This is a genomic window from Marinomonas aquiplantarum (genome assembly GCF_003314975.1).
Lineage (GTDB): Bacteria > Pseudomonadota > Gammaproteobacteria > Pseudomonadales > Marinomonadaceae > Marinomonas > Marinomonas aquiplantarum.
The window spans coordinates 284,236-296,614 of the sequence record NZ_QNRF01000004.1 but is presented as its reverse complement, the minus strand read 5'-3'; the positions used below and the strand labels follow the sequence as shown (position 1 = coordinate 296,614).

General features: G+C 45.1%; 12 protein-coding genes. 3 read left to right on the top strand and 9 right to left on the bottom strand.

Annotation, left to right across the window (positions count from 1 at the left end; translation table 11 throughout):
- Positions 1-205 precede the first annotated feature (205 nt).
- From DFP76_RS09675 to DFP76_RS09665, 3 genes are read left to right on the top strand one after another with little or no spacing between them, the layout of a single operon-like run.
- Positions 206-1,060: an inositol monophosphatase family protein gene (locus DFP76_RS09675; protein WP_113874433.1), complete on the top strand. Its 855-nt coding sequence runs from the start codon at positions 206-208 to the stop codon at positions 1,058-1,060.
- A gap of 52 nt (positions 1,061-1,112) precedes the next feature.
- Positions 1,113-1,553, top strand: coding sequence for a nucleotidyltransferase substrate binding protein (locus DFP76_RS09670; RefSeq protein ID WP_245931911.1), 441 nt, complete (start codon positions 1,113-1,115; stop codon positions 1,551-1,553).
- Complete coding sequence (locus tag DFP76_RS09665; protein WP_113874432.1) at positions 1,550-1,855, top strand: nucleotidyltransferase domain-containing protein; 306 nt, start codon at positions 1,550-1,552, stop codon at positions 1,853-1,855. The genes DFP76_RS09670 and DFP76_RS09665 overlap by 4 nt, the downstream gene beginning before the upstream one ends.
- Before the next feature lie 10 nt (positions 1,856-1,865).
- Here the strand turns inward: DFP76_RS09665 and DFP76_RS18395 are convergent, their stop codons facing one another.
- The 9 genes from DFP76_RS18395 to hsdR all read right to left on the bottom strand — a co-directional run bounded on the left by DFP76_RS18395 (position 1,866) and on the right by hsdR (position 12,318).
- The gene (locus DFP76_RS18395; protein WP_425451757.1) at positions 1,866-2,111 is read right to left on the bottom strand and encodes a ParE family toxin-like protein; all 246 of its coding nucleotides are present in this window, start codon (positions 2,109-2,111) and stop codon (positions 1,866-1,868) included.
- Between the two features lie 13 nt (positions 2,112-2,124).
- Complete coding sequence (locus tag DFP76_RS09655) at positions 2,125-3,093, bottom strand: viperin family antiviral radical SAM protein (RefSeq protein ID WP_113874430.1); 969 nt, start codon at positions 3,091-3,093, stop codon at positions 2,125-2,127.
- Between the two features lie 168 nt (positions 3,094-3,261).
- Complete coding sequence (locus DFP76_RS09650; RefSeq protein WP_220150991.1) at positions 3,262-3,822, bottom strand: glycine-rich domain-containing protein; 561 nt, start codon at positions 3,820-3,822, stop codon at positions 3,262-3,264.
- 111 nt (positions 3,823-3,933) lie between these two features.
- Positions 3,934-4,602 carry a hypothetical protein gene (locus DFP76_RS09645; RefSeq protein WP_113874429.1) on the bottom strand — a complete coding sequence of 223 codons (669 nt, stop codon included), beginning with the start codon at positions 4,600-4,602 and terminating at the stop codon, positions 3,934-3,936.
- A complete protein-coding gene (locus DFP76_RS09640) occupies positions 4,592-4,969 on the bottom strand; it encodes a hypothetical protein (RefSeq protein ID WP_113874428.1) in 378 nt (125 codons plus the stop codon). Before DFP76_RS09640 ends, DFP76_RS09645 begins: the two co-directional genes overlap by 11 nt.
- A gap of 15 nt (positions 4,970-4,984) precedes the next feature.
- The gene (locus tag DFP76_RS09635; RefSeq protein ID WP_113874427.1) at positions 4,985-5,635 is read right to left on the bottom strand and encodes a hypothetical protein; all 651 of its coding nucleotides are present in this window, start codon (positions 5,633-5,635) and stop codon (positions 4,985-4,987) included.
- Between the two features lie 57 nt (positions 5,636-5,692).
- Positions 5,693-7,027: a restriction endonuclease subunit S gene (locus DFP76_RS09630; RefSeq protein ID WP_113874426.1), complete on the bottom strand. Its 1,335-nt coding sequence runs from the start codon at positions 7,025-7,027 to the stop codon at positions 5,693-5,695.
- Positions 7,024-8,670, bottom strand: coding sequence for an N-6 DNA methylase (locus DFP76_RS09625; protein WP_113874425.1), 1,647 nt, complete (start codon positions 8,668-8,670; stop codon positions 7,024-7,026). Before DFP76_RS09625 ends, DFP76_RS09630 begins: the two co-directional genes overlap by 4 nt.
- 96 nt (positions 8,671-8,766) lie before the next feature.
- Complete coding sequence (gene hsdR / locus DFP76_RS09620) at positions 8,767-12,318, bottom strand: type I restriction-modification system endonuclease (RefSeq protein ID WP_113874424.1); 3,552 nt, start codon at positions 12,316-12,318, stop codon at positions 8,767-8,769.
- Positions 12,319-12,379: the final 61 nt, after the last annotated feature.

Genomic DNA, 12,379 nt, shown 5'->3' with positions numbered 1-12,379 from the left:
ACTCCAAATCTAGAGTCTGTTTGTTTATTGATCTTAATTTTGAATATATATTCATATTCGAATCTTTATTCTTGTACTTTATCTCAACCTTGTCAACACCTCCTCTAAAAAATGTCATGGCAAGATTTCCAAACTCAATAAACTAATTGTCATACTGATACCGTATAATGGTTGTTCACAAAGAAAAGCAGCGGAGTTAGGCTTTATGAATCTCGACCAAAACACACAAGACACGTTAATCAATATTTTACGTCGTACTGGCCAAGAGATTGTTATGCCACACTTTCGCCAACTCGACAGTCAAGATATCAAAGAAAAAACCAGTCGCAGTGATTTGGTCACCATTGCCGATCAAGCCAGTGAAGACTTTATTACCAAAGAAATTCAACACTGTTTTCCTGACTGGGCCATTGTCGGTGAAGAAGCTGTCGCTGAAGACCCATCAACCACGGACAAAATTAGCCGTGCTGATACTTGTGTCATCATTGATCCCATTGATGGTACTTGGAACTTCGCTCACGGACTTTCAGACTTCGGCATCATTTTAGCGGTCGTCGTCAAAGGCACTACTCGTTTTGGTGTGCTTTATGACCCAGTAAACGATGATTGGATTTATGCTAATAAAGGACAAGGCGCTTACTATCAAGCGACGACTCAGGCAGAGCGAGGTAACTACGCGATTCCTGAAACCGCCCCTGTCCCACTACATATTCAAGCAGACACACCGCTGGAACAACATGCTGGCATCATGTCGATTCATTCCTATGTCGGTGACAGAAAAAAAGACTTTGCGATCAAGGCCACACGCTTCGCTCGCATCAACAACCTGCCCTCTTGTCCGGCTTACCGACAGATGGCACTCGGGCACTTTCAATTTAGCCTAACCTATAAAATGATGCCTTGGGACCACGCAGCTGGGGTGCTGATCTTCACGGAAACGGGTGGTGTGTGCCGTCTACTCAGCGGCGAAGAATACAGTCCAAGCATGCTAGATGGCGAAATGCTCGCCGCTCAATCAGAACAACAATGGCAAGCGCTGGCGGAGTATTTTAGGAAATAGGCTGAACGCCCCGCTCTTTTACTCAACGTAATCTGTGACATAATGCTAAAACGTGCTAGGCCAAAGAGACGACAAAGATATAACCGAAGATAGTCAGCTAGCAGAACGTTGGAGACAACGGTTTCAAAACTATAAAAAAGTCTTACTGCAACTAAACGAAGCCGTAGAAGCCTACGACGAAAAATCGCCAAACATCATAAAGGAAGGCGTTCTACAGAGATTCGAATTCACTCACGAACTGGCTTGGAAAGTTTTAAAAGACTACCTTGAATACGAAGGTCATCAAAACATTACAGGATCAAGAACCGCGACAAGGCTGGCGTTTAACCTAGGTCTCATCCAAGACGGTCAAACATGGATGGACATGATCGAAAGTCGTAACAAAACGGTACACGCCTACGATGCGAGTATTCTTGGAACGGAATATTCAAAAGTACGGGAAAGTTACAACGCCTGCTTCATTCAACTGAAAGAAAAATTGTCTACCCTATGACCCTTTCCAAATTCGGCATTCCAACAAACTTGTTACAAAAAATGTCTGAGACCTTTTCAAAGTATCCAGACATTGAAAAAGTGACTCTGTTCGGCTCCCGCGCCACAGGCAATTTTCGTAACGGCTCAGACATAGACCTTTCTATTTCAACACCAAAAGAAGACATCATCCCCTCTCTTCGTATTGAACTAGACGACTTAAACAGCCCCTACATGATCAACTTGGTGGATGAGAAAAATCTCACCAACCAAGCCCTGTTAAAACAAATTCGAGAATCTGGTGTGGTTATTTACTCCCACTAACTTTCTAACGTTACCTAAAGCGCTTATCGTAGTCCGAATGGTTCATACAGATATACGGTCCAGTAGAAACCCTCGAAAGCCTGACAACCAATCGATAACACTTATTCAACTTGCAACTTATCCAGTCTTTCTTGTTTGATAGCTTTTTCCACCTTCTGGATCGCTTTCCTAATTTAAGTAAATCTGAGACTTCTTGACGTGCCTTTTCTCGCAACGAAAAAGGAATTGACTCGAGTCCATTTATAATCTGCTTCATCATAAATTCCTCCTCAAACCATCACCGAAGGAATAAGCTGGTAACGCTGCTTAAACCCAGAGATGTTAAAAGGAACCTGACTCAGTGCTTTTTCAACACCCGCAGTCAAAATCGAATTACTGACGATGTAGCCGCAACCTGCATCGGAATTTTGGTAAAAACGCCCTTCTGGATTGATCATCAAATACGTATGCGTCATGGCATCATTGTCTTCTTCTACAATGATGCTAGATAGCGCAGAATGTCGCTGAACATAAGCTTGATACTCAGCCTGAGTAATCGTTAACTGGTGATCATGCACAGGCAAAACACGTAACAACTTCCATTTGTTAGGCTTAATTTCACTCATCAGACCAAACAAACTGTCATTGCAGTTCACAGCATTTACCACTGTGTTTAGCTTTAAAACGCCCGTCGGGTTCAACGACCGATAACGGGCGCACATCTGCACCAATTGTTCAGCATCAATCCAACGTTTTTTGCGATCAACACGGCCAATACCCTGTGCCAAAGCATGATCCGCGGTATCGTAACTCATCCCTAACACATCCAAAGAGGGTGCTAATTCATCCAAAATATCCTCAGTAAGATAATGTCCATTGGTAATCAAAGACGTGCGAAAACCTAACTGATTCGCAAACTTAACAGCATCCAAAAAACGTTGCCCGAGCAACATAGGCTCACCGCCAGCAAAATTAAGGCGTACGTTCTGATAACCCATTTCAGACTGCAATGGATTAGGACGTAGGAAATAGTCTGCAAGATTTTGTAGAAGGGATTCCACTTGCCCTGACAAACGATGAAGCTCATTTTTGGCTTCTAAGTCATCCCAAGTGGCATAGCAGTAGCTGCACTGATAGTTGCAGCTTTCTGTCATGTGAAAATTGATAACCAGTTCGGTCTTTGCCGTTTGTGTGTTTAAATCCTGTGCACTTGAAACTCGTAAGTTTGAATGAAGCGTTTTCGAAATAGATGTTTTCATGTTGAACCTCCGTTTTTTGTCAACGGGATCTAGATTCAACTTGTGCACTGCACAACATAGTAATTATTTCATGATTATTTTTCTTGGAAGCGACTGCCAGTCGCCATTAATAAAAGACAATATCAGCCGTCATCAGCTGATATTGTCTCAAGTAATATGATTTAGAGCTTATTTACACGCACCTGGTACACGACATGCGCAAGATGATGGAACATGACATGCATGATCACTACAGCGTGCTGCCTCAACACTCTGTTGGCTAAATAATGCATCAGTTGGGTACGAGCCAAAGTGGGATTCATACAGCTCAATCGTCTCATCAAAAGCAGCTTGAAGAGCTCGCTGATCGTCATCGCCATATATGCCAAAATACGGATAATGATGCAGAAACGAACCAAATAGCATCATGCAGTCTTCGGCATAAGATTTTGTATCTAATATATGCTCATGCCAAAACTTATCGACGATCTTACTTGGAACAAAAGAGACTTTTGGATAGAGAAGCTTTAGTGTTAGAAACTTCTTATACTCTAACTCTGCAAAGTCACACATTTCATCGCTCCAAGTGGCCTCGGCTGACTTGGTAAGTTTCCATTTTAGCTTCTGAAAATTAATCGCATGCACTGATTTATTAATACCATCAGCTGCGTTTAAATCTGACGCCAATGTGATTGCTTGCTGCCCAAATTGCTTTTGAGTAGCAGGTGTAGCTAAAGTGAATGTTTTCATATTGAACCTCCGTTTCGTTGTCAACGGGATGTTGCCAACAAAACCAAGGTTGAATTTGTGCACTGCACAACAAAGCGATTTCTAACTATTTTTTATTTTTTATGCGAGGCCTTAAAGACCACGCATAAAATCTAACAAATCATCCACTTCTTCCGCTTCATGGATTTTCTTGTCTATCTCCGCCTTTAGCTCGGCAACACCCGCTAAATTTATATCCAATTGACTGATCAAAGCTTGAGCCTCAAGCCATTCACCATCCAAGTATTTCATTAGAATACTGTCCATTGGCTCAAGCACCGCCGCTTGAGCCAACAAGACACGAAGCAAAGAGCCGTTACTGCCAAGCGTAGCTTGAGGCAAGGTTTTAAACGGATTCGGTAAACGGTTCGCCCTAAGGTCAAAATCCCCTTCGAGACAAGTAACAAAAGTCGTCGTCTTGCTACTAGAAAGAGCGATCCCCGCCAGCGAATGCTGGCGAGTGAACATGGCTTTCACGACCTCGGCACATTGAGCGCGTTTTTCAGGCTCACAGAAAATCGCTTTCACTTCCTTTGAATCGGTAAAAATAGAGCTCAACAACATAGCGTTAAACAAGGTATCCAGCTCTGTTTCAGGGATAAACTTGCTCTTCTTATGAACAATTAAATCCTCTTTAAAAGTCAAAAGGCCGTTGCGCAAAAAAGAATTTGCCTTGGTTCGTAACGAGGGAACCTCTCTCAGCATGTCTGAACCAAATAACAGTCTCAGCGCCTCAGGAATACTGTAAAATCTAGAGTCCACAATACGCTTCTTCTAAAATGTCAGAAGTATCCGTTCGTTTTAACTGAGACTCAGTCAGATTGGTACGAGCAATCGCTTGAGCCATTTCTAGTACATTATTTTTTGAATAACGACAATAACCAGCACTTTCTCGGTATTGCACAATAACGCCAAGACAATAACCCGTACGAATACCTTCTGCCAAAGACGTACGCTGAGATGCTAGAAACTTCGCTTCACCATGCGCATCATAAATATCAACGACTTCTTGGCAAGCACTCACTAAAAAATCAGCGCCTTTCTTTAAAGGAATGTCACTACGGGAAAAGGCATGGCTACTTAACGCCAAAGACAACAACACGAATACAACACGATTATTTAAAGTCATTTTAAAATCCCTTTCTTATTTGTTATCTGTCTTATCTAAATGAAAAGAGCTTGAATGTGAAGAGTCTGTTTCGTTCATATTTGAATCCACAGAACCTTTTTCAGAGTGAGTAAAGTCATTTGATTGATCTGGTTCAGACACAACCTCTTCTTGCTTACCGCTCATTTTTTGCAACCAACCCAACTTTGGCAAAGGGGCAAAAGCATACAAGGCTAACATAGTGAAAATTGCGTTGGAGAAATACTGTAAATCAGAGTGCTCATCAAAAACAGAAAGGCTAATTTCACCGCGATCAAACATCACCAGCATAAGCACAAGTAAATAAATAATCGATGAAAACGCCACAGAGACAGCAGACACAAACACATAAGATTTTAAACATGGCCAAAGCGTCACACCTTCTGCTTTACTGCGCCTAAAGAAACGCACCGTCACAAAAATAAAAGTAAGAATAACCACTGCTTCCAAATTATCTAGCTCATTGAGGCTAAAACTGAATATAGCGTCACTTGATTCATCATAAAAAGGTGTGGTTAGAACATCCAACACAGTCAACACACACACAATAAATGAAAACACGTATAAAAGAACTCGCATTAAAACAGAGGCAAGGAATCCGAAGAAAGAATCGATGGAAGTGAGTACTTTTTTTATCGTCGATGACATAGTTTATCCTTTTTAATAATGAGTTAGCTTTCTATTAGGGTATTTTAAAAGTGATATTTATTTAGCCGTTTTCTTCCCTACTTTCTTCGCGGCCTTGGCAAGGGCGTCGCTTTCGGCGCGGGCGGCGGCGATTCGTTTCAGCAGTTCGTCGGCGGGTTCGTCGGTTGGATCTTGCGGCACGAGTTCACCACGGAAGGCTTTGGCTAGGATGGATTGGGTGAGTTTATCGACACGCTGTTGGGCTTTTTGCACTTGTTGTTCGATGGTGTCGGCAAAAGCAAAGTATTGATCCACAAGACGGACGATTTCGGTTTGTTCTTTAAGAGATGGCACAGGAATTATTGCATTTCTACATTGTGATAAAGATATATTAACTTGGCCTACACTACCTTTGGTGTCAGGCATAACTTTTCGGACTAGCTCACCTTCGCGTAAAACGTAGTATAAAAATTTATGCGACAAAGTATTTTCATCGGTTCTAAATAGAGTGATAGCCTGATTGATGTTCCATTCAGGAAATTGATCTGTGAGAATTGCGACCTTGCCAAGTGGTGGGCCAACTATATTCATTAGCACATCGTTAGGAAGCGCTATAGATCTTCCTAGAGCGCCGCTATGGACATCCTTTGTGACAAATTGAGGCTTATAATCAAAGCTTATTTCTTGCTCAACGATGTTATAAACTTTTAAGAAAGGAATAGTACCGCCTTGATCGAATGGATTATTTCTAGGTGTAGATCCGCTTTGAACTTTAGTGCAGGCTTTTTCAGCAGCCTCAAACGACCATGAACTTAATGACAGATGCGTTTTCTTTCGCCACCCCTCACTCAATTTCCCACTAACAGCGGCGGCGAGGACGGATTGGCGGAAGCGTTTGAGGATGGCGGGGATGCCGTCGAGGCGGGCTTTGATGGTGTCCACCTGCGCTAAGACTTGATCCAGTTTTTCGACAATGCGTTTTTGTTCGGCAAGTGGGGCGAGCGGTAACGGAATTTTATCTAAATTTCCTCTAGTTAACTTTGGCTGAGCTGATCCTGTAACCCAAGGAGTTAAATCTAATGAATCTATGTATAAGCAAATATATAAACTCGGCATATTAGCCAATGATCGTAATGAATGAGCATGATTGTTAACCCAATACTTTCCTTTAGCAATAAAAGCTAAAGGTTTTGATTTGGATAAAAGGTTAGCGCCATCCTCTCCTACTAAAATATGATCGCCTTCATGAGTAAAATCATTAAGTGAATCTATTTGCCCAGTCGCACCATAATATGGATATTGACCTTGAATTTCAGAACGTTTCTTTAATGATATTGGCTCCCTTAAATTATTCACATTAAGAACAGCAACTCCAATCGTCGTCTCAACCCACCCCTTCGGCAATTCGCTCACGCTTGGCCTCCAAATAGCTCACCTTGGCCTTTTTGATTGCCTTGCTCTGGATTGCCTTCGACGGCTTTTTCTTCCAATCCAAAGGAAGCTTCTAGCAGTTGTTTTTGCGCTTCGGCTTCGTCATCGGCGCCGAGGGCTTGCATGAGTTGGTAGAGTTCACTCATGGCTTCGGTGAGTTCCGCCATGGCTTCGCCTGCCAGTATGTCTGGCTCGGGCAGGTTTTCCGAGTTGCTGGCTTCGAGGTCTTTGAGCCATGTGATGTCTAGGCTGTCGCCTTTTTGCTCGCGAATGTAGTCACGGCTGAATTTGCGCCAGCGGGCGTTGTCAACGCCTTCCTCTTCACCCAGCCCTTCAATCTCGCCAAGCTGCTGGCTTTTCCCAGTAAAAACGCCCTCTTCCCGTGGTGATTGGCCGTTGGCGTCTTCCCCGTAGGCGGCAATGAAAGCGTCAAAATGGGCGTCGGTAAGCATGCGGCGTTTGCCAAAAGTTTGCATGTTGGTACGCATGTCGTAGACCCAGGTCTCTTGAGTACAGTTGGTGTCTTGTTGTGGGTTGTCTGGTGTGCCTTTTTGGAAAAACAGTACGTTGGTTTTCACGCCCGCGGCGTAGAAGATGCCTGTGGGTAACCGTAAAATGGTGTGCAGGTTGCACTTGTTCATTAGGTCGCGGCGAATGTCGGTGCCTTTGCCGCCTTCGAATAATACGTTGTCGGGAATCACCACCGCCGCGCGGCCACCGGGTTCCAGTGTTTCAACTATGTGCTGCATAAAGCACAGTTGTTTGTTACCCGTTGGGTGAACAAACTTACGGGTAATGTTGCTACTCGACGCGCTGCCAAACGGCGGATTAGACAAGACCACATTGGCTTTGGGCACACTTTCGCCATCCGCGCCCAAGGTGTTGCCCAAACGAATCGCGCCGTGTTCGCTGTCGCCTTCGATGTCGTGCAATAAACAGTTCATCAAGGCAAGGCGGCGAGTTTCTGGCACTAACTCTAGGCCAATAAAAGCGCGCTCCATCTGGAACGTTTGAATGTCGTCGGGCAAGTCGTCTAGGTTGTTGCTGTGGGCTTTGATGTATTTGTCGGCTTCGATCAAGAAGCCTGCTGTGCCTGCCGCTGGGTCTTGAATGATTTCGCGCGGTTGCGGTTTCATCAGTTCCACAATGGCGCTAATCAGCGGGCGCGGCGTGAAGTATTGCCCCGCGCCAGATTTGGTTTCGTTAGCGTTTTTCTGTAACAAGCCTTCGTACATGTCACCAAAGTCGTCGCGGCCTTTGCCTGTGCCGTCGTTGTCGTACCAATCCAACTTGTCCATGTTGGTGATCAATTCGGTCAATTGCGCAGGTTGTGTAATGGTTGTAGTGGCGTTCAAAAAGATGGCTTGCACGATGGCATGATGATCGCCATCTAGCTTGTTTAATAAGGTTTTGTAAAAGCTGTGTTGTTCTATGCCAATTTTGCTGGTCAGATCTTTCCAGCGGTAGCCTTCAGGCAAGAGATCTTCGTCTTGGCCGGTTTGTTCGCACATTTTTAGAAACAGCAAAGACGCCAGTTCGTTGACGTAGTTTTGGTAGGACACACCGCCGTCGCGAAGGTTGTCGCACAGCTTCCAGAGTTTGGCGACCAGCTCGTTGTTGTTCATAAAACTTCTCTATGTTGTAACACTAGTAAATAAGAGCGCTTTAGCCATGTTGGGCTAAGGCGCATCAAGGTAATAGTTGGTGCGTATGATACCGAGCTAAGCCAGCTCGTCCCAGATATACTCGTTAAATTTTTGCAGAATCTCGTCCAGTTCATTGTCGAAGGCGTCTTGCAGTTTGCGTTTGCCGCCATCGCGTTTGTAATTGCCGATTTTATAGACATCATCGTCCAATACGACCTTGTCTTTTATCGAGCTGGCGAGACGATCCAGCCATTTGATTTGCACTGGGTTCCAGTCGTTTTCGCTTTTTATGCGCTCAAGGGCATGATCGACACGCACGTCAAAGGGCAAGAGTTGTGGGTTTCTCATGCTGGCACGGCGAATGTGCCCGACCAGCTTGGCGGCAATGTCTTGGTTGGTTTTCTGTTTCCACGCGGTTTGCAAAGCGGATTCGTCAAAGTGCTTGGCATCGAACCATTCTTGCAATTCCACCAGCCCCTTGCGGGTGAGATCTCGCGGCCGATTAACCACCGCATCGAGCGCCGCCAGTTGGTTGATGTTGTCTTTTACCAGCCGATCAAAAGCATCGAGGAAGTCGTCGGGCTGGTTGTAATCGCCATACAGGGTTTCCACGCCAATCACCTTGTCTTCGATATCGGTAAAAATCGGGCGATCTCGCAAGCTGTTTATCGTGCGTTTTAAACCTTCGATTTGCTCGATCACAGTGGGTAACTTGGCAAAATACTCGGCGGATTGCTTCGCGCCTTGGCTTTTTAGGGTGTTGGCAAACTGGGCAAAATCACAGCCAACCACGTTGGTTAGGCGTTCATCCAATTGCTGCACTTGCTGTTCGACCTCGCGGCTGCGATCTTTTTGGTAATTCGCTTGGGTGATCACTCGCTGTAATTTGGACACCAGCTGTTCATGGCTGTTGTCGGCAAAAGATTTGTCGTTACTTTCGATCACTGTGTAGGCTTTTTCGTCGCGGATTTCGGCCACCAAGGTCGATAAGCTGACGTTAGGTCGCACCACAACGGCTTGCATGGTGTCGACGGATTCCAGCGTAGCAAACACGTCTACGGCATCAAAAATACGGAAACTTGTTTTGCCGACTTCGGGACACAAACGTGTGGCGCGGCCTTTCATTTGCTCGTATAAGATGCGACTGCGCACTTTGCGCAAAAACACCAGATTGCAAATGCTGCGAATGTCGATGCCCGTGGTTAATAAATCGACGGTGACGACGATGTTCGGCAGGCGTTCTTTTTCAAAGCGGGTGATCAGGCTTTGTACCTTGTTAGCGTCTTTGTCGGCGTTGCCCGTGATCTTAATAATGGCGTCGTGTTCTAAGTTGGCGTATGTCGGGTTGCCTGATTGTCGAAAGGCGTCTCGTAACGTTTCAACCACCATGTCGGCGTGTTCGTTATTGACACAAAAAATGAGGGTTTTCTGCTGGCTGTTTGGGTCAAGCCAGTTGGTCAGTTCTTGGCAAATGGCCTTGGTAAAATTCGGCGCGATGATTTGCTTGTTGAAATGATCGACCTCGAAGTTCTGCTCGTCTTCTAGTTCATCCAGTTGTAAATCGCCAGTGACAGCAAGACGTTGAACTTGCTCGCCTTTGGCAAAAGCAATGCCTTTGGTGTTGAGCTCGGTATTAATTTTAATCGGCGGCTGATAGTCGTTTAAGTAGCCATCAATCACGGCGGTGCGGTAAGAATAATTAAAAATCGGGCGGCCAAATATCTCGGTAGTATGCAAGACTGGCGTGGCGGTCAGCGCCAGTTTGAATGCATCAAATTGGTCGATCACGCGGCGATAGGCCGAGATATAATCTCGCTGATCACGAAATGCCAATTCCCCTTCGGTTTGCTCTTTGTCGAGAATATAGCCTCGGTGGGCTTCGTCTATGATAATGGCGTCGTACAAGCCAACAGGGATAAATTCGTCATTTTGCAAAACGCGCTTCACCAAGGATTGCACGGTGGCAACGTGAATTTTGGTGCTGTCTTCTGGGAAACGATCAGTCAGCCCTTTGATGTTAAAAATGCTATTAAAGGTTTGCCCTTGAATGCGGGTGTCGTCGAACGAACCAACCGCTTGATTGCCCAAGGAGCGGCGATCCACCAAGAACAACACACGTTTAAACCGCTGGGATTGGATCATGCGATACATGATGGCGATGGCGGTGCGGGTTTTGCCTGTACCCGTTGCCATGGCCAGTAAGGCACTACGATTTCCTGCGACGACGGCTTTTTCCACGGCACGCACCGCGTCTTCTTGATAGTAACGCAAGCCCAATTCGCTCATGTCGGCATGGGTGGCAAACCAGTTGTTTAATTGACCGATGTTTTGATTAAGCTTGCTTAGCAACTCGTCTGGGGTAAACCATTGAGGCAAGGCATCCGGCTGGTTGGTTGCTAATCGCGTGTCCCGATACCAAATGCCGCTTTTGCTTTTTACCGCGGCGCTGTAACCACGCCCATTAGCAGAGAAGCAAAAAGGAATATTATAGCCAGTGGCATTATATTGGTTAATTCTTAGCTCGCTGACCTGCGCCATCATCTCATCATCATTGGCAGCGCGTTTAGCCAATTCGTTTTGGTACGCCAGGACATCAAAGGTTTGGCTGTAGCGGTAGGCTTCGTTGAGTTTGCTAGCAACATCTATGTTGTAACGCTTGGCTTCCACCACACCAACGGGCGTAAGACCAATAAACAAGACGTAATCGGCAAAACCTACCTTGTTTGTTTCGTCGATTCCCGTTGGCCATTCGGCAATCGCCATGTTACGGCCGATTTGTGGACGCGTGCCATTACTGTGTTTGAGATTCTGAGTGTCCGCATCCCAACCCGCAAGGCGCAATTGCTCGTCGATCAAATAGCGGGTTTCTTGTTCATCTAAATTGAGCTTGTTTTGGCTCGCTTGAGTCTTGGCTTGGCTGTGGAAAGTTTTACGGTCTTCTTCGGTTAAACTGGTTAATTCATCGTCTTTGGCTTTCAGTTGAGCTTCTAAGGCGGCAATGCGTGCGTCGCTTTGGGCTTGGGTTTCTTGCTTGGTACTTTCAAAAACCGACAAACGGCCTTTTAGCTCGGCTAATTCGGTTTGCTGTGCTTCAATCTCAGCTTGGCTTTTATGTTCATTTTGCAAAGCGGCTTGCTCGGCTTTCATTAAGGCCTGTTTAAGTGAGCCTATTTCTTGTTGAAACGCCTGTTGAGTTGCTTGCTGATCTTGCTTACTGGGTAATTGAAATAACGGCGAGGGGAAATCTTTGTCTTGGCTAATCAAGCGGTAATACCAAACCGCTAAACGAAACGACAACCTCAGGCACATTTCGGCGTCGTTTAAATCATTATGGTATTTATGAACCGCTTGGTTGCCAATGCTACGAAGTTTATGAAACACATCCAGAATGGTTTCATCTATTTTCGTTTTACGTTGAATTTCTTCGAGCAATTTAAACTGGGTTTCTTGTGGGTCAATATTGAGCAAGGTGCCAAGATGATTCGCCACGTATTCGCCAAAAATTCGCAACTTAACGAGTGTAGTATTCGGATCATCTGGGTAATTATTCTCAGCCGCTTGAGCAATGGATAGCAAAAGGTCATTGTGACCTTTGAGAAAAGCAAAGTTGGATTGGAGTTTTGTCATGTTATTTTCGAAATCCCTTCACCGATACACACCAAAGTAGTATTAGTCTACCCCTTTTTTT